Consider the following 16,759-nt stretch of genomic DNA (forward strand, 5'->3'; position numbering starts at 1 on the left):
CGCGGAGACGATCTCGGCGCCGGCGGTGTGCTGCTCCGGCCCGAACAGCGGCGACGGCGCGGGGCGCGGCTGCCCGTCCTCGGCGGACAGGACCTCGCGCAGCACGCCGGTGAGCTGCTCGGCCATCTCGGCGGCGCTCTGGAAGCGGCGGGACGGGTCGGGGTGCGTGGCGCGGCGCAGCAGCCGGTAGTACGACTCGTGCCGCTGGAACAGCGGGACCTCGTCGCGGGGCGGCAGGCTGCGCAGGTGCCGCCCGGTGTAGCCGCGGAACGGGAAGCTGAGCACGGCCAGCGCCCGGCCCACGGTGTACAGGTCGGACGTGACGGACGGGCCCTGCGAGCCGATCTCGGGGGCCTGGTAGCCGGGCGTCCCGAAGATCGGGCTGTCCGCGTCGAAGGCGCGCCGCACCCCGCCGAGGTCGATCAGCTTGAGCTGCTCCTCGGACTGGATCGCGTTGTCCGGCTTGAAGTCGCAGTACAGCAGCCCGACGCCGTGCAGGTAGCCGAGGGCGCTCAGCACCTCCAGCCCGTACGCGATGACCTGGCCGAGCGGCAGGGACGCGTGGTCGCCCTGCTCGGCGCGGACGCTGAGCAGGATGTCCTTCAGGGAGCGCCCGCCGACGTACTCCATCACGATGTAGCCGGAGTCGCCGTGCCGGACGAAGTTGTAGATCTTGACGATGTTGGGGTGCTCGACCTCGGCGAGGAACGCCCGCTCGGCGGTCGCGGCGGCGAGGGAGTCGGCGTCCCCGGTGTCGAGCAGCCCCTTCAGCACGACCCACCGCTCGCTCACGTTGTGGTCGCGCGCCAGGTACACCCAGCCGAGCCCGCCGTGCGCGAGGCAGCCGAGCACCTCGTACTGCCCGCCGACCAGCTCGCCCGGACGCAGCTTCGGCGTGAACGAGAACGGGTGCCCGCAGCTGCGGCAGAACCCCTCGGTGCGGCCCGGTCTGCCGTTGCGGCTGCGCCCGACCTTCTCGTCGCAGCGGCTGCAGAAGCGCCGGTTCTCCGGCACCTCCGGGTTCTCCATGATCGCCGAGGCGGGGTCGCGGGCCGGGACGGGCGGCACCTCGACGAGCCCGGCGCCGAGCATCCCGCGCCTGGTCGAGCCGCTGGAGCCGGTGCCCCGGGTGCCGCCGCGCGACGCCGTCCGGCCGGACCCGACCGTCCCGCGCCCGCTGCCCGCCGAACCGCCGGACGTCCCGCCGGGCGCGTCGCGCCCGCTCGGCGCCGGCTCCCTGGTCGTCGGGGGCGCGAAGGGCGTCTGCCTGGTGGGCGGGGCCGGGGCGGGGATCCGCGCCGGCGCCGCCCGCGAGTACCCGGCCCGCGCTCCCCGGTCGCCGACGTGTTCGCGCACCGGCAGGACGGGCGCCCGCACGGGCGACACCCGCCCTTCGGGGTACGGAGGCTGCTCGACGGCGCTGGACGGCGGGGCCGCGCCGGCCGACGGGTCGGCGGGCACCGGCGCCGGGGCGGGCGCCATGCCGCAGACGTCGCAGAAGCCGTCCGCGTCGATGTGGCCCGCGCATCCGGGCTGGGTGCATCGGTTCATCGCCGCGTCCCCGTCTCGCTCTCGCTCGCCCTGATCACCCGCTGGAACTCCGCCAGGATCGCGGTGGCCCGGCGCAGGTCGCAGGGGGCCGTCCACAGCACCTCGCGGGCCTCGCCGTACAGCGCGGTGAGCCGCTCGTCCTCGATCAGGCCGAGGCGCGCGGCCTTCGCCCGGTACGCCTCCAGCCGCCCGCGCAGCTCGCCCCGCCGGTCCAGCAGGCCGGCACTGAGACGCAGCTCCCCGCGCGCCCGTTCCAGCGCCTCCTCGGCGGCGCGCTCCAGCTCGGCGAAGCGGCCCGCCATCTCCACCCAGCGGCCCGCCTCGCGGAGCCGCTCGAGCGCGGCGAGCCGGTCGCGCAGGGCGGTGCCGAGCCCCTCGGACGGCGCCGGCAGGTTCGGCGAATGGATCTTGGCGAGGACGGTCTCGTACGTCTCGCGCGCCCGCCGCTCGGTCTGCTCGGTCTCCTCGATCACCGCGGTGACGCGGGCGACGAGGCCGGGGTACTCGTCCCGCATCCGGGCGACGCCGGCGAGCTCGTCCCCGACGGTCCGCAGCGCGGCGCGGACGCGGTCGAGCCGCCCGGTGTCCGGATGCCCGTTCTGCATGAACGACAGCGGGTCGGTGCGGACGAGCCGGCCGAGCGCGGTCAGCTCCCGGCCGACCCGGTCGAGTTCCGGGTGGCGGGTGCCGTCCAGCGTGTGCGCCAGCCGGGTCGCCTCGCGCCAGCTCTCCTCGGCCTCCTCCAGCGGCAGCAGCAGCGCCGTCCAGGCGGAGTCGGCGGCGGCGACCTCGCGGGCGACGAACTCGAAGGCGTCGGACATCATCGCCACCGCCTCGTCCAGCGTGATCCGCCGCTCCTGCGGGCCGAGCAGCGTGCGGTGCTCCAGCGGGATCTCCCCGTCGGGCAGCTCCACCGAGCACCCCGACAGCAGCCCCGACAGCTCCGCCAGCGTCGCCGGGTCCGGGCGCGGGGACCGGCCGCGCAGCTCGCACGCCGCCTCCAGCACCCGCTGGTAGGCGTCGAAGATCTGCCACAGCGTGCCCAGCCGGGACCGCGCGTCCTCCCAGCGCCGCCACGTCTCCCCGGTGAGCCGGGCGCCCTTCAGCAGCCGTATACCCGGTTGGCCCTCGAGTTCGACGAGCGAGGCGGAGATGCGCTCGCGCTCCTCCCGGAGCTTGCGCAGGGCATGGTCGACGCCTTCACGGCTCATGGGCGCGGCGGCCCCGGCCCCGCTCTGGTCCAACGTCTGCCCCGCGATCGCTTCTCCGGTCCCCCCGCGCATGTCCCGATGGTGGGCCGGTCTGGGAGCACGGACCGGTCCACTATGGGACGTACGCTCTCATACAAGTGTGATCCGTGACACTAACCGAGACAAGGTGCTTTCGCCCAGGGCCGCGCGCCTCCGGCCCCTCCCGCCGCCGCGGGCGGTGCGCCGCGCACGGCGATGTGAGTACCGGTGTGAGTACCGACGTGAGTACCGACCCGTACCCTCTCCCCCGGGAACGTCGTTGTTCCAAGCGACGTTACGACAGGTAGTTCGTTCACGAGAGGAGTGGTGAGTCCGCGGTGTCGGACCCCAGTCATAGACCCGGTGCCCCGTGCTGAGCGCGGCACTGGGCGTACTCGCGGTGATCCTCCTCACCGCCGCCACCGGATACTTCGTCGCCCAGGAGTTCGCCTACGTCGCCGCCGACCGCGCGACCCTGGAGCAGGCCGCCGCGCGCGGCGACACCGCCGCCCGCCGCGCCGTCAAGGTCATCAGCAGGGTCTCGTTCATGCTGTCGGGCGCCCAGCTCGGCATCACGATGACGACCCTGGTCGTCGGCTTCATCGCCAAGCCCGCCCTCGCCGAGCTGATCCGGCCCCTGCTCGAAGTCGCCGGCGTCCCCGCGGGCGCCACGGGGGCGATCGCGCTGGCGACGGGCTTCGTGCTGGCCACGCTCATCCAGATGCTTCTGGGGGAGCTGTTCCCCAAGAACCTCGCGCTGGCGCGCGCCGAGTCGCTCGCGCGCGCTCTGGCCGCGTCCACCCTCGTGTACCTGGCGGTCGCCGGGCCGGTGATCCGGCTGTTCGACCGGTCCGCCGAGCGGCTGCTGCGCGCCGTGGGCGTCGAGCCCGTCGAGGAGCTGCACAGCGGGGCGACGCTGGAGGAGCTCGGCGACATCATCGGCAAGTCGCACAGCGCCGGGCACCTGCCCGCCGACCTGTCCCGCCTGCTGGAGCGCGCGCTGTCGTTCGGCGAGCTGACCGCGGACGAGGTCATGGTGCCGCGCCCGCAGGTCCGGACGCTGCCGGCGACCGCGACCGCCGCCGACCTGATCGCGCTGATCCGCGAGACCGGGCACAGCGCCTACCCCGTCTACGGGACGGAGGTCGACGACGTGGTCGGCGTCGCGGGCGTCCGCGAGGTCGCCGACGACACCCTCGACCCCGCCACCCCGGTCGGCGAGATCGCCCGGCCCGCGCTGCTCGTCCCGGGCAGCCAGCCGCTGTACGGGGTGATCGAGCACATGCGCGAGTCCAGGCAGGAGTTCGCCTGCGTGGTGGACGAGTACGGCGGCCTCGCCGGCATCCTCACCTTCGAGGACGTCGCCGAGGAGCTCGTCGGGGAGATCACCGACGAGACCGACGGCCTGGCGGAGGCCCCGACGTCCGGGCCGGACGGGTCCTGGGTCGTCGACGCCGGCATGCGCATCGACGAGGTCGGCCGCCTCACCGGGCTCGACCTGCCGGAGGGCGACGCCTACGACACGCTCGGCGGGCTCGTGATGGCGGAGCTGCGCCGGCTGCCGTCCGCCGGCGACCGCATCACCGTCGGCCTCGACACCGGCTCCGTGGAGCTGGAGGTCGTGAGCGTGGCGCGCCGCGTCGCCGAGAAGATCCGGATCAGGACCGCGACCGTGCCTGCGCCGCGCCCGCCGGCGCCGCCGTCCCCGTCCTCCGCGGTGGAGGTGCCGTGAACCTGCTGCCGTCGCTGCTGATCACCGTCCTCCTCCTGATCGGGAACGGCTTCTTCGTCGCGGCCGAGTTCGCGCTGGTCGCGGCCAACCGGCCGCAGCTGGAGCGGGCCGCGGCCAAAGGCAGCCGCCCCGCCGTGGCCGCCGTGGCCGGCGTCCGCGAGCTGTCGCTGATGCTCGCCGGGGCGCAGTTCGGCATCACGATGTGCTCGCTGGGCCTCGCGATCGTCACCGAGCCCGCGTTCGAGCACTTCCTGGAGCCGCCGCTGCACGCGCTCGGCGTCCCCGAGGCGGGCGTGAAGGCCATCGCGCTCGGCACCGCGCTCGCCGTCGTCACGTTCCTGCACATGGTCGTCGGGGAGATGGCGCCGAAGTCGTGGGCGATCTCCCACCCGGAGCGGTCGGCGCTGATCCTGGCGCTGCCGTTCCGCGCTTTCGCGAAGGTGTCCCGGCCGATCCTGTCGGCGCTGAACGCGGCGACGAACGCGCTGCTGCGGCTCTTCCGCGTCACGCCGAGGGACGAGCTGGACAGCCACACCGACCCCGCCCGGCTCAGCCACCTGGTCGGCGAGTCGCGCCGCCTCGGCCTCATCGGGCGGCGCGACCACGAGCTGCTCCGCCGCGCCATCTCCGCGCGTGAGGCGACCGTCGGGCGCCTCGTCGTGCCCGCCACGTCGGTCACCACGATCGGCGCCGACGCGACCGCCGCGCAGATCCGCCGGACCGCCACGGCCAGCGGCCACAACCGGCTGCTCGTCCGGTCCGGGGACGGCGCGATGACCGGGATCGTGCACGTCCGGGCCGCGATCACCGAGCCCGACGGGGACCGGCGCGCGGACGAGCTGGCGCATCCGGCGCCCGTCCTGACGGCGGAGACGACCGTCCTGGACGCGGTGAGCCGCATGCGCCGGGACCGCGCCCAGCTCGCCGTGGTGAACGACGAGCGCGGCGAGTTCGCGGGCATCGTCACCCTGGACGACCTCCTCGCGGAGCTTCTGGCGACGAACCCGCACTGACGCAGCGCGCGTACCTGCGACAACAGCGCAGTTGTCGAGATGCTGCAACGGGATTCGTGGTCCATCGTGGACCCATGAGCGGACACGGGCACGGACACGGGCACGGACACGGGCACGGGCACGGGCGTCTCCGGCACGTCCTGCGGCCGCACTCCCACGAGGCGGCCGACAAGGTGGACTCGGCCCTGGAAGCCAGCGCCCAGGGCATGCGCGCGCTGTGGATCTCGCTGGCAGGGCTGGGCGCGACCACCGTCCTCCAGGCGGCGGTGTTCGCGTTCACCGGCTCGGTCGCGCTCCTGGGCGACACCCTGCACAACGCCGCGGACGCGCTGACAGCCGTCCCGCTGGGGATCGCCTTCGTCCTCGGCAGGCGTCCCCCCACCCGCCGCTACACGTACGGCTACGGCCGCGCGGAAGACCTGGCGGGAGTCGTCATCGTCGTGGCCATAGCCGCGTCCTGCGCCGTCGCCGGCTACGCGGCCGTGGACCGCCTCGCCCATCCACAGCCTGTGGACCACCTGCCCGCCGTGGCCGGCGCCGCCCTGATCGGCTTCCTGGGCAACGAACTCGTGGCCCGCTACCGGATCCGCGTGGGCCGCCGCATCGGCTCGGCGGCCCTGGTCGCCGACGGCCTCCACGCACGAACGGACGGCTTCGCGTCCCTGGCGGTCCTCCTGGGCGCGGGCGGCATCGCCTTGGGCGCTCCATGGGCCGACCCCCTGGTGGGCCTGCTCATCACTGCCGCGATATCGGTCGTCCTCTGGCAGACGGCCCGCGAAGTCTGGCGCCGCCTCATGGACGCCGTGGACCCGGCCCTGGTCGACCGCGCCGAAACCGCCCTGGCCTCCACCCCGGGCGTGCTCGCGGTGGGCGACGTCCGCCTCCGCTGGATAGGCCACAGCCTGCGCGCCGAGTGCGACGTCGTCGTGGACCCCGGCTGCACCCTCGTCCGAGCGCACCAGGTGGCCGTGGACGCCGAGCACAGCCTCATGCACGCCCTGCCGCGCCTCTCCGGCGCCCTCGTCCACCCCGACCCCGAGTCCCGCGACGGTGAAGATCATCACGCAGCCCTCGCGGGCCACCGCTGATCCCCGGTCTGTGAGACGTTAGTCCCCGGCAGATGGGGAATTACGGCCTCGGACGGTCGATCTGGGACGGGATGACGTCGTGAAGCAGCCGGCAGAGACCAACGAACCTGAGGGCACGGGCGTCACTGCGGAACCCGAAGACGTCCAGGACGAGGTCGACGTCCGGGCAGGGTTGGAGACCATGCCCATCGAAGGCGAGGGATCCACCCCCGCTCTGGGGACGGACGAAGTCGACTGGGGCGGCCCCGAGCTGGTGGAGAGCATCTACGGGCCGCTGACCGAGTTCTATGAGCAGATCGACGCGCGCCTCAGAGAGGCGCCCCAGGAGTTCTCACCGGTCGGCTGGGCCCCGCACATCGCGGCACTGCGGGCCCTGCGGAACCAGCAGGTCGCGGGCGACTGGGAGGTACTCGCCCGCTTCCTGGTGGCCCCCGGCTCACTGGACGAAACGGACGCCCTGCGCCTGATCCACGTGGCAGAGGGCGGCGAGGCCGACGCCGCCCGAAAGGTGATCAAGGAATTCGCGGCGTCGGACGAGCGCGCCCTCCTCATCGCCCCCACCCCCGAGCAGGCCGCCGAACTGCTGCGCGGCATCGAGGACGACCCCGAGATCTTCTCCCTGCTGATCGAGACACGCCCGCAGACGGCGGAGTCCCGCTCGGTGGAGACACAGGCTCTGCCGCCCGTCGAAGAGCCCCCGCCCACGACGGAGACGACAGCACCACCGCCACTACGAGAGCCGGGCTCCCAGGGAACGATCGAGTTCAAGCCCCTGACCGCCCCGGAAGAAGCCGGGAGCCCGTCCGCCGAGACGAGACTCGAACCCCTCCCCGCACTACCTCCGGACCAGGAAGACGACGAAAGCGCGTCCGCCGTCACCCGCGTCGAACCCATCCCAGCGCTGCCTCCCGAGGCGGGTGGAGACGACGACGCGTCCAGCGCAAGCCCAGGCGAGCAGCACCCCCAACAGCCGACCGAAACGGGAACAGACGAGAGCGCATCCGCCGCCACGCAGGTGCAACCGATCCCCGCGCTTCCCCCCGAGGCGCCGGACGGAGGCGAAGGGGCAACCGCTCCCGAGGCAGGTGAGCAGCCCCACGCGCTGAGCGAGACAGACGAGAGTGCGTCTGCCGTCACGCGGGTTGAGCCGATCCCCGCGCTACCGCCGGAGACAGGAGGAGAAGAGGACGGCGACGCCTCTTCTGGGGGGCACGGCGAGGCCCTCGCGGCTCCGACGCCCGAGGCTGAAGGCGATGAGAGCGCATCTGGCGTGACGCGGGTCGAGGCGGTTCCGGAGTCTGGAGCGGAGGCGGCCGAGGGCGGGGCCGGCGGCGCGCCCGGGGTGTCGGCGCCGGAGACCCGGGTGCGGTCGGCGGCGCTGCGGCCGGTCGGGGAGGCGTGGCGGCGGGCTTGGGACACGGAGGTCCGGCTGCTGCGGCGCGGGTTGATGTGGCTGGAGCAGTGGCCCCGGGACGCGGCGGCGCTGCAGGCCGTCCGGGCTGAGCATCTGCGGCGCGGTGAGGAGCTGGAGGCCGAGAAGGCGGCGCTGCACCGCGGCATCGAGGAGGCTCGGAACGCGGCCGCGGAGGGGGAGCGGGTCGCCGCCGAGGCCGAGGCGGAGGCGGAGCGGCTCGCCGCCGTCCAGGAGGAGGCCGAGGCCGAGCTGGTGGAGCCGCGCGCGGAGGCGGACCGCCTGAAGGAGGAGGCCGACCGGGCGGCGGACGAGGCGACCGCCATGACCCGCACGGCCGACGCGTCCTACGCGCGGTGCGTGCAGCTGGACGAGCGGGCGAAGACGGCGCAGGCGGAGCTGCAGGGTGCGCGGGAGGCGGAGGCGTCCCTCACCGACGAGCTGGCACGGGCGAAGGAGGCGCTGCCGGCCGCGGCGGAGGAGGCGCACCGGCTGACGGCGGCCGACGCGGACGCCGCGGCCGAGGGGCACGCCGCCTACTACCGGCTGGTGTCGGCGGAGTCGGCTCTGGCGGCGGCGCGCCGGAAGATGACGCTGGCGCAGCGGCTGCACGTCGCGTCGCCGCCGGCGGAGCTGCGCGGCCTGCGCGCCGAGGTCAAGGCCCGGGCGCGGGAGGCGGACGAGGCGGCGAGGCGGGCGCGGGAGGCCAAGGACGCGGCCGAGCACGCGGAGCGGGTGCGCCGGGGGCTCGCGTCGTTCGTGTCCGAGGGCGGGGCGCGGCTGCAGCGGGCGCGGGAGGCGCAGGAGCGGCTCGGCACCGAGCTGACCTGGCTGGCGACGGAGCGGGAGAAGGCCGGGGCGGAGCATCAGGAGCACGCGCGACGGGCGGCGGAGGCCGTCGAGCGGGCCAGGGAGGCCGGCGTCAGGGCGCGGGCCGCGCAGCAGGCGGCGCAGGAGATCGAGGACCGGGTGACCGCCGCCCGCACGTCCCGCGAGAAGCTGCTGGCGGCGGCCGAACGCGCCCGGGCGGACGCGGAGGCCGCGGCGGCGAAGGCCGCCGAGCTGGCGGACGTGCTGGAGCGGCGCACGGCGGAGGCCGCCGAGGAGATGGCGGTCCTGGAGGGCGACGTGGAGACGGCCGCGCGGACCGAGGCGCGGACGCGGGAGAACGTCGCCGAGATCTGCGGCGCCGACCCCACCGAGGACCCGGAGGCCGTCCCGTCCCACCAGCGGCGCGCGATCGCCCGGATCGAACAGCTCACCGGCTACATGGAGGGCGGACGGGCGGTGGAGGGCGATGTCCTGCTCCGCACCGCGGACATCGTCGTCGGGACGCCGCTCGGCGCCGCCCTCACCGGCTCCGGCCAGGAGTTCGACGTGCTGATCGTCGCGGACGCGGGGGCGCTGACGGACGCGGAGTTCCTCATCGGCGCCGTCCGGACGCACCGCTGGGTGCTGATCGGCGCGCCCGGGTCCCGTCCGCCGGAGTACCGCGAGTACGCGGGCGGGCCGTCCGACCGGCTGGAGCGCGGCCCGTTCGAGCGGGCCGCCGTCGCCGCGGACGGCTAGCGCGAGCGTTCCGTTCAAGACCGGCGGCGGCGCGGCGGGCGACACTCCGTCCATGACCGAGCAGACCTTCACTCCCGCGCTGGGCCGTTTCGGCCTGCCCCGCCTCTACGATCCGGTGATCGCGCTGACGCGGGAGCGGCTGTGGCGGAGCATGCTCGCCATGCACGCGGCGGTCAGGCCCGGCGACGTGGTCGTGGACGTCGGCTGCGGCACCGGTTCGCTGGCCCTGCTGCTGCACCGCGTCGAGCCGGACGCGCGCGTGATCGGCGTCGACCCCGACCCGGAGATGCTCGCGATCGCGCGGCGCAAGGCGGGCGCCGGCGCGGTCGAGTGGCGCACGGCCACCGGGGACGCGCTGGCGGACGTCGTGGCCCCGGGGACCGTCGACACCGTCGTGTCCAGCCTCGTCCTCCACCAGTGCCCGGTGCCGATGAAGCGGGCGATCCTGGTCGCGATGCTCGAAGCGCTGCGGCCCGGCGGCCGGCTGGTGATCGCCGATTTCGGGCGGCAGCGCACCCCGGCGATGCGGCTGGCGTTCCGCCTGGTGCAGCTCGCGGACGGGCGGGAGAACACCCGCTTCAACGCCGACGGGGCGCTGCCGGGGCTCATCGCCGGGGTGGGCTTCCGCCGGGTCCGCGAGACCGGGAGCGTGTCAACGGTGAACGGCTCGATCTCCATCTACACCGCGCGCCGCGCCTGACGCCCGCAGGGCCCGGACGGCCTCCGCCGGGGTGAGCCCCATCATCCGCCGCATCTCCCGGGTGAAGTGCGCCTGGTCGGCGAAGCCGCCCGCGAGCGCGGCCTCGCTCAGCGTCCGCCCGTCGCGCAGGGCCTCGGCGGAGCGGGCGAGGCGGCACCAGACGCGCCAGCGCGCGAGGGGCATGCCCAGCTGCTCCCGGGCCAGGGCGCGCAGCCGCTGCGGCGAGAGGCCGGCCTTCGCGGCGAGGACGGGCATCGGGGCGGGTTCGTCCATCAGCGCGCGCATGGCGTTCAGCAGCCGTGCGTCCAGTTCGCCGGACGGGCGGCCGCCGGCGGCGCGGACGTCGTCCTCCCGGAGGCCGCGCAGACCGGGGGCCGGGGCGACGCCGGCGCCGCAGAGGGGGCGCAGCCGGTCGGCGAACGCGCAGTGCGGTTCGATGAAGAAGGTGCGCAGCGCCGGTGCCGCGTGCAGCCGGTGACCGGCCATCGGCGGCACGAGCAGCGCCGGGCCGCTGTGGCGGGTCCCGGACGCGTCGTCCATGGCGACATCGCCGCCCATGCCGATGGCGACCTGGAAGGCGGCGTGCCGGTGCACGCCGCCTTCTGCCGCGGGGCCCTCGTAGAGGGCGTAGCCGTCGCCTATGACGAAGCGCGCCGGCGTTCCGTCCACGATGGGGCTCCCACCCGGCTAGTCCCTAGTCGTCATCGTCGTCGCCGGGGAGGAAGAGGTGCAGGAGCCAGCCGACGACGCCGACGACGATCGCGCCCCAGAAGGCGGGCCAGAAGCCGTCGACGTGGAACGGCAGGTCGAGGCGCTGCGCGACCTCGCTCGTCAGCAGGAGCAGCAGCGCGTTCACGACGAGGCCGATCAGCCCCAGCGTGAGGACGTAGAACGCGCAGCCGAGGGTCTTGATGATCGGCTTCAGGACGGCGTTGATCAGGCCGAAGATGACCGCGACCGCGATCAGCGTGGCGACGCGCCGGCCGGTCGTCTGGTCGCCGAGGGAGATGCCGTCGAGCAGGACCGTGGCGACCCAGAGGGCGGCCGCGGTGATGCCCACTTTGAGAAGAATCCGCACACCACGATCATGGCGGAAGCACGGTGCGCGCGGCATCCCTCCACGTGACGATTCGGGCGGACGCCGCCGTCATCACCGCGTACTACTACTCGTTCCGCTCGAAGAAGGGGGAGGCGGCGGGCGTCCGCGGCCGGCCGCCCGCGACGCGGACGCCCTGGACGCCGGACGAGGCGGGCTCAGGCCGCGGCTGCGCACCGCGCCGGCCGGAGCCCTGCCGGACGCGGGCGAGCTCCCGCTCCAGGCGGCGCTTCTCCATCTCCAGCGTGGTCAGCGACTCCTGGTGCTCCTCGCGCAGGTCGCGCAGGTCGCGGCGGTTGCGGATGCGGCGGGCGGCCCCCGTGAAGGTGAGCATCAGGCCGAAGACGAGGACGACGGCCACGGCCGCGCCGGCCAGGAACACCTGCCACTCGCTGTTCAGGCCCGGCACGCTCTGGCCGAAGACGACTAGGTGGGCGCTGTCGGTGTTGTCGAGGACGACGCCCGCGCCGGCGGCGACTGCGGCGGCGACCAGGAGAAAACCGAGGAACACCATGGGCAGATCTCCTCTGCAGTGACTCCGGAGGGGGAACGGAGGGTCACCACGATGCCAGACTGAAACGGGATCATGTCGCATTCGCGGCATAAATCCGGTACATCTGCCCGGCCGGACGCGCACGGTTCCGGCCCCGCGACCCCGGGTAGTGGACCGGCAATCGCGCAGAGATCACTGGAGGGGCCCATGTCCGTGCAGGCCATCGTCTTCGACCTGGACGGGGTGCTGATCGACTCGGAGCCGGTGTGGGAGGAGGTGCGCCGCGCCTACGTCGCCGAGCACGGCGGGCGCTGGCTGCCCGGCACCCAGGACCGGCTGATGGGGATGAGCACCGAGGAGTGGGCCGCCTACCTCGCCACCGACCTCGTCGACGGCGTCACGGCGGAGGACGTCGCCTACGAGGTCATCGACCGGATGTCGCAGCGGTACGCGAACGGGCTGCCGCTGCTGCCGGGCGCGGTGGAGGCCGTCCGCCGGATGGCCGCCTACCGCCCGCTGGGCCTCGCCAGCTCGTCCCCGCGCGCCCTCATCGACCTGGTGCTCGGGGAGATGGGGGTGGAGAGCCTGTTCCGGACGACCGTGTCCACCGAAGAGGTCGACCTCGGCAAGCCGGCGCCGGACGGGTATCTCGCGGTCGCAGCGCAGATGGAGGTCCCGCCCGGCGCGTGCGTCGCCGTCGAAGACTCCAGCAACGGGCTCCGCTCGGCGCACGCGGCCGGGATGACGGTGATCGCGATCCCGCGTCCGGCGCATCCGCCGGCGCCCGACGCGCTGGAGCTCGCCGCCCACGTCGCGTCCGGCCTGGACGAGGTCACCCCGGACCTGGTGGAGGCCGTCCACAGGTGAAGGTTCCGGGGACGGGTGACGGAGGCGGTTCATAGTATGGGCCGATGACTTCCCCCGAGACGCTCGACGCGCTCCAGCGCGTGTTCGGCTACGACTCGTTCCGGGACGGCCAGCGGGAGATCATCGAGCACGTGGTCGCCGGCGGGGACGCGCTCGTCCTGATGCCGACCGGCGGCGGGAAGTCGCTGTGCTACCAGATCCCGGCGCTGGTCCGGAAGGGCACCGGCATCGTCGTCTCGCCGCTCATCGCCCTCATGCAGGACCAGGTGGACGCCCTGCGCGCGCTCGGCGTCCGGGCGGGCTTCCTCAACTCCACGCAGGACTTCGACGAACGCCGCGTCGTCGAGGCCCAGTTCGTCGCGGGCGAGCTCGACCTCCTCTACCTCGCGCCCGAACGGCTGCGCCTGGCCGCGACCGTCGAGCTGCTCGACCGCGGCGACGTCTCCCTCTTCGCGATCGACGAGGCGCATTGCGTGTCGCAGTGGGGGCACGACTTCCGCCCCGACTACCTGACGCTGTCCGGCCTGCACGAGCGCTGGCCGGACGTCCCGCGCATCGCCCTCACCGCGACCGCGACCGAGGCGACCCGCAACGAGATCGCGTCGCGCCTCCGGCTGGAGGACGCCCGCCATTTCGTCGCGAGCTTCGACCGCCCCAACATCCAGTACAGGATCGAGCCGAAGACCGACGCCAAACGCCAGCTCCTGCGCCTCCTCCAGACCGAGCACAAGGGCGACGCGGGCATCGTCTACTGCCTGTCCCGCAACTCCGTGGAGAAGCACGCCGCGTTCCTCACCGAGAACGGCATCGAGGCGCTCCCCTACCACGCGGGGCTGGACGCCGAGACCCGCGCGGCGAACCAGGCGCGCTTCCTCCGCGAGGACGGGCTGGTCATCGTCGCGACCATCGCGTTCGGCATGGGCATCGACAAGCCCGACGTCCGCTTCGTCGCCCACCTCGACCTGCCCAAGTCAGTCGAGGGCTACTACCAGGAGACGGGGCGCGCCGGCCGCGACGGCCTCCCGTCCACCGCCTGGCTCGCCTACGGCCTGCAGGACGTCGTCAACCTCCGCAAGATGATCGACGCCGGCGAGGGCGACGCCGCGCACCGCCGCCGCCAGAGCATGCACCTCGACTCCATGCTCGCCCTCTGCGAGACGGTCGAGTGCCGCCGCGTCCGGCTCCTCGACTACTTCGGCGAGCCGAGCGAGCCGTGCGGCAACTGCGACACGTGCCTGAACCCGCCCGAGACGTGGGACGCGACCGTCCCCGCGCAGAAGGTCCTGTCGGTGATCGTCCGGCTCGACCGGGAACGGCGCCAGAAGTTCGGCGCCGGGCACATCATCGACATCCTGCTCGGCAAGCGCAGCGCGAAGGTCATCCAGTTCGACCACGACACCCTGAAGTCCTTCGGCGTCGGCACCGAGCTGCGCGAGGCGGAGTGGCGCGCCGTCATCCGGCAGCTCCTCGCCCAGGGCCTCGTCGCCGTGGAGAGCAACCACGGCACCCTGCTCCAGACCGACGCGAGCGCCGACGTGCTGCGCGGCCAGCGCAAGGTGATGATGCGCCGCGAACCCGAACGCACCGCCACGAAGGCGGCCAAGGCCGCGAAGGCGGCGAAGGCGCCGGTCGACCTGCCCGCCGAGGCGATGGCCGTCTTCGAGCGCCTCCGCGCCTGGCGCGCCGCGACCGCCAAGGAGCAGGGCGTCCCCGCCTACGTCATCTTCCACGACGCCACCCTGCGCGAGATAGCCACCGCCCTCCCCGCGACCCTGGCCGAACTGTCCCGCGTGAACGGCGTAGGCGAGAACAAACTCGCCAAGTACGGCGAACAGGTCCTGGAAACCCTCGCCGACCCCGCCTGACGACGGAGCCGAGCGCTCCCGCGGGTCGGCCGGCGCTGCCGAGCCGGTACCGGGTCAGGGTTTCAGGCTGGTTTCGCGGGCCGCGCGGTGGCCGGACTCGACGGCCCCGTCGATGTAGCCGGCCCACCGGGTCGCGGTCTCGGTGCCCGCCCAGTGGAGCGGGCCGACGGGGCGGCGCAGGGACGGGCCGTAGCGCGTCAGGGTGCCGGGCGTCGCGAAGGCGCCGTAGCAGCCGCGGGAGTACTCCTCCTCCGCCCAGTCGCGCTCGATGTAGGCGATCGGGTTCTTGGCCCGCGGGCCGAAGTAGGCGGTCAGGTCGGCCAGCACCCGGGCGCGGCGGTCCTCGGGAGACAGGCGGCCGGCGATGTCCGCGTGGCGCCCCTCCAGGAAGCCGACGATGACGCCCGGCCCGCCGCTCTCCGGCGTGTTGTCGAAGGTGACGCCGAACGGGCGGCGGTCGCTGGTCACCTGGCCGCTGAACCCGTCCGCGCGCCAGAACGGCTCGTCGTACGCCACGTTCACCTTGATCACGCGCCCCATCGGCATGCGCTGGACGAGCTGGTCGCGGTCGCCCGGCAGACCGGGGCTGAACCGGATGCGGGCGGCGAGGGGCGGCGGCACCGCGATGATCGCGCGGCGCGCCCGGACCTCGCGGCCGGCGGTGCGCAGCCGGACGGAGTCGTCCGTCCACTCGATGTCGGTGACCGGGGAGTTCAGCGCGATCCGGTCGCCCAGTTCGGCCGCCAGCGCGAGCGCGATGCGCTGCGAGCCGCCGGAGACGCGGTCCTGCTGGGCGCCGCCGGTCGTGTCGATCAGCGGGTCGAGCCCGCCGGCGGACGCCATGTAGAAGCCCGCCCACAGCGCCGACATGTCGCCGGCCTCGGCCGAGAAGACCGCCTGCGTGATCAGGCGCATGAACGCGCGGCCCCCGCTCGTGCGCATGTTCCGGCGGATCCACGTCTCGAAGGTCTGCTGGTCGAGCCTGGCGGCGCGGCGCGCCGCCCACGGCTCGTCCGCCGGGATCCCGCGCACCAGGCGCGCGACGCGCAGCTGCGCCTGCGCGATGTCGGCGAGCGTGAGCGGGGACAGCCGGGGGATGCGGCCGGTGTACTCGCCGCGCGTCCGGCCCAGCTCGGCGATGTGCCGCCCCTCGTCGTAGGTCGGGTAGGTGGTGAGGCCGAGCTCCTCGATCAGCGCGAGGACCCTGTCCTGGCCGGGCCCGACCCACTGGCCGCCGACCTCGATCGGTTCCCCGCCGGGCAGCTCGCCGTTCAGCAGCCGCCCGCCGACCCGGTCGCGGGCCTCCAGGACGACGACGTCGTGCCCGTCCCGGACGAGGTCCCGCGCGGCGACCAGCCCGGCGGCGCCGGCTCCCACGATCGCGATATCCGCCATGTCCCCTCCCATGCACGACGCATCTGACATACACCTTGTATGTGTTATACATGCCGCATGGAGCACGTCAAGACCCGGCGGGAGCGGTATGTCGAGAGCACGCGCGCCGCGCTCCTCGACACCGGCCGCCGGTTCTTCGCCGAGCGCGGGTTCCACGACGTGTCCGCCGAGGAGCTCGTCCGCGACGCCGGGCTCACCCGCGGCGCCCTCTACCACCACTTCGCCGGCAAGCAGGGCCTGTTCGAGGCCGTGTTCGAGGAGCTCGAGGCGCAGGCGGCCGAGCGCATCACCGCCGCGATGGCCGCCGACCGCTCGCCGGAGGCGAAGGCGGCCACCGGGATCCGCACGTTCCTGGAGATCTGCTCCGACCCCGAGTACCGGGAGATCGTCCTGCTGCAGGGGCCCATCGCGCTCGGCTGGCAGCGCTGGCGCGAACTCGACCAGCGCTACCTCGGCACCATCCTCACGGACGGCCTGACGGCGCTGCTCGGCGAGTCGGGCCCGCACCCGATCGGCCTCACCACGGCCGCCTTCTACGGCGCGCTCACCGAACTGGCGCTCTCGGTGGCGGACGCGCAAGACCAGGCGCAGGCCCGCGACCAGGCACTCCACCTGATCAAGGCCCTCCTCGCCGCCCTCCGCTGAGCCGCCCGTCCCGGTCCGCCCGGACGGGAGTCCGCAGCCGGCCCGGAGGCGACTCTCAGGGTTCTCTCAGGAACGGGGACGGGCTTCTGCCAGACGCATGCGGTT

At 74.1% G+C, this 16,759-nt stretch carries 14 protein-coding genes; 8 read left to right on the top strand and 6 right to left on the bottom strand.

Annotated elements, in window-relative coordinates; all coding sequences use genetic code 11:
- On the bottom strand, positions 1 to 1,551 hold a 1,551-nt coding region (locus ACIWVC_RS13680), incomplete at its 3' end, for a serine/threonine protein kinase (protein ID WP_396454190.1).
- The gene (locus ACIWVC_RS13685; RefSeq protein WP_396448168.1) at positions 1,548 to 2,834 is read right to left on the bottom strand and encodes a hypothetical protein; all 1,287 of its coding nucleotides are present in this window, start codon (positions 2,832 to 2,834) and stop codon (positions 1,548 to 1,550) included. The genes ACIWVC_RS13685 and ACIWVC_RS13680, both read right to left, overlap by 4 nt.
- Before the next feature lie 316 nt (positions 2,835 to 3,150).
- On the opposite strand from ACIWVC_RS13685, the gene ACIWVC_RS13690 reads away from it, so the two are divergent.
- From ACIWVC_RS13690 to ACIWVC_RS13710, 5 genes are all read left to right on the top strand, one after another.
- A complete protein-coding gene (locus ACIWVC_RS13690; protein ID WP_396448167.1) occupies positions 3,151 to 4,512 on the top strand; it encodes a hemolysin family protein in 1,362 nt (453 codons plus the stop codon).
- Positions 4,509 to 5,525, top strand: a complete 1,017-nt coding sequence (locus ACIWVC_RS13695) for a hemolysin family protein (protein WP_396448166.1) — start codon at positions 4,509 to 4,511, stop codon at positions 5,523 to 5,525. The genes ACIWVC_RS13690 and ACIWVC_RS13695 overlap by 4 nt, the downstream gene beginning before the upstream one ends.
- 74 nt (positions 5,526 to 5,599) lie before the next feature.
- Complete coding sequence (locus tag ACIWVC_RS13700; RefSeq protein ID WP_396448165.1) at positions 5,600 to 6,613, top strand: cation diffusion facilitator family transporter; 1,014 nt, start codon at positions 5,600 to 5,602, stop codon at positions 6,611 to 6,613.
- Between the two features lie 79 nt (positions 6,614 to 6,692).
- Complete coding sequence (locus ACIWVC_RS13705) at positions 6,693 to 9,593, top strand: hypothetical protein (protein ID WP_396448164.1); 2,901 nt, start codon at positions 6,693 to 6,695, stop codon at positions 9,591 to 9,593.
- Positions 9,594 to 9,645: 52 nt separating this feature from the next.
- Positions 9,646 to 10,293, top strand: a complete 648-nt coding sequence (locus ACIWVC_RS13710; protein ID WP_396448163.1) for a class I SAM-dependent methyltransferase — start codon at positions 9,646 to 9,648, stop codon at positions 10,291 to 10,293.
- Here ACIWVC_RS13710 and ACIWVC_RS13715 read toward each other — a convergent pair.
- The 3 genes from ACIWVC_RS13715 to ACIWVC_RS13725 form a co-directional block, all read right to left on the bottom strand.
- Positions 10,246 to 10,962, bottom strand: coding sequence for a helix-turn-helix domain-containing protein (locus tag ACIWVC_RS13715; RefSeq protein ID WP_396448162.1), 717 nt, complete (start codon positions 10,960 to 10,962; stop codon positions 10,246 to 10,248). The two genes, ACIWVC_RS13710 and ACIWVC_RS13715, sit on opposite strands and share 48 nt — an antisense overlap.
- 25 nt (positions 10,963 to 10,987) lie before the next feature.
- On the bottom strand, positions 10,988 to 11,371 hold the full coding sequence (locus ACIWVC_RS13720; protein WP_396448161.1) for a phage holin family protein: 384 nt from the start codon (positions 11,369 to 11,371) through the stop codon (positions 10,988 to 10,990).
- Positions 11,372 to 11,456: 85 nt separating this feature from the next.
- The gene (locus ACIWVC_RS13725; protein WP_396448160.1) at positions 11,457 to 11,903 is read right to left on the bottom strand and encodes a hypothetical protein; all 447 of its coding nucleotides are present in this window, start codon (positions 11,901 to 11,903) and stop codon (positions 11,457 to 11,459) included.
- Between the two features lie 186 nt (positions 11,904 to 12,089).
- Between ACIWVC_RS13725 and ACIWVC_RS13730 the strand changes: the two genes are divergently transcribed.
- Both ACIWVC_RS13730 and recQ read left to right on the top strand, forming a co-directional pair.
- A complete protein-coding gene (locus tag ACIWVC_RS13730; protein WP_396448159.1) occupies positions 12,090 to 12,749 on the top strand; it encodes an HAD family hydrolase in 660 nt (219 codons plus the stop codon).
- Between the two features lie 44 nt (positions 12,750 to 12,793).
- The gene (gene recQ / locus ACIWVC_RS13735; protein ID WP_396448158.1) at positions 12,794 to 14,614 is read left to right on the top strand and encodes a DNA helicase RecQ; all 1,821 of its coding nucleotides are present in this window, start codon (positions 12,794 to 12,796) and stop codon (positions 14,612 to 14,614) included.
- A gap of 54 nt (positions 14,615 to 14,668) precedes the next feature.
- Here the strand turns inward: recQ and ACIWVC_RS13740 are convergent, their stop codons facing one another.
- On the bottom strand, positions 14,669 to 16,009 hold the full coding sequence (locus tag ACIWVC_RS13740; protein WP_396448157.1) for a flavin monoamine oxidase family protein: 1,341 nt from the start codon (positions 16,007 to 16,009) through the stop codon (positions 14,669 to 14,671).
- Positions 16,010 to 16,066: 57 nt separating this feature from the next.
- Between ACIWVC_RS13740 and ACIWVC_RS13745 the strand changes: the two genes are divergently transcribed.
- Positions 16,067 to 16,654, top strand: a complete 588-nt coding sequence (locus tag ACIWVC_RS13745; RefSeq protein WP_396448156.1) for a TetR/AcrR family transcriptional regulator — start codon at positions 16,067 to 16,069, stop codon at positions 16,652 to 16,654.
- The last annotated feature ends 105 nt before the right edge of the window (positions 16,655 to 16,759 follow it).

The organism is Actinomadura sp. (genome assembly GCF_044508335.1).
Lineage (GTDB): Bacteria > Actinomycetota > Actinomycetes > Streptosporangiales > Streptosporangiaceae > Spirillospora.

Excerpts from the sequence above, each read along its gene's own strand:
- ACIWVC_RS13740 (WP_396448157.1), bottom strand. The coding sequence starts at position 16,009 with ATGGCGGATATCGCGATCGTGGGAGCCGGCGCCGCCGGGCTGGTCGCC.
- ACIWVC_RS13710 (WP_396448163.1), top strand. The coding sequence starts at position 9,646 with ATGACCGAGCAGACCTTCACTCCCGCGCTGGGCCGTTTCGGCCTGCCC.
- ACIWVC_RS13745 (WP_396448156.1), top strand. The coding sequence starts at position 16,067 with ATGGAGCACGTCAAGACCCGGCGGGAGCGGTATGTCGAGAGCACGCGC.
- recQ (WP_396448158.1), top strand. The coding sequence starts at position 12,794 with ATGACTTCCCCCGAGACGCTCGACGCGCTCCAGCGCGTGTTCGGCTAC.
- ACIWVC_RS13685 (WP_396448168.1), bottom strand. The coding sequence starts at position 2,834 with ATGCGCGGGGGGACCGGAGAAGCGATCGCGGGGCAGACGTTGGACCAG.
- ACIWVC_RS13730 (WP_396448159.1), top strand. The coding sequence starts at position 12,090 with ATGTCCGTGCAGGCCATCGTCTTCGACCTGGACGGGGTGCTGATCGAC.
- ACIWVC_RS13700 (WP_396448165.1), top strand. The coding sequence starts at position 5,600 with ATGAGCGGACACGGGCACGGACACGGGCACGGACACGGGCACGGGCAC.
- ACIWVC_RS13725 (WP_396448160.1), bottom strand. The coding sequence starts at position 11,903 with ATGGTGTTCCTCGGTTTTCTCCTGGTCGCCGCCGCAGTCGCCGCCGGC.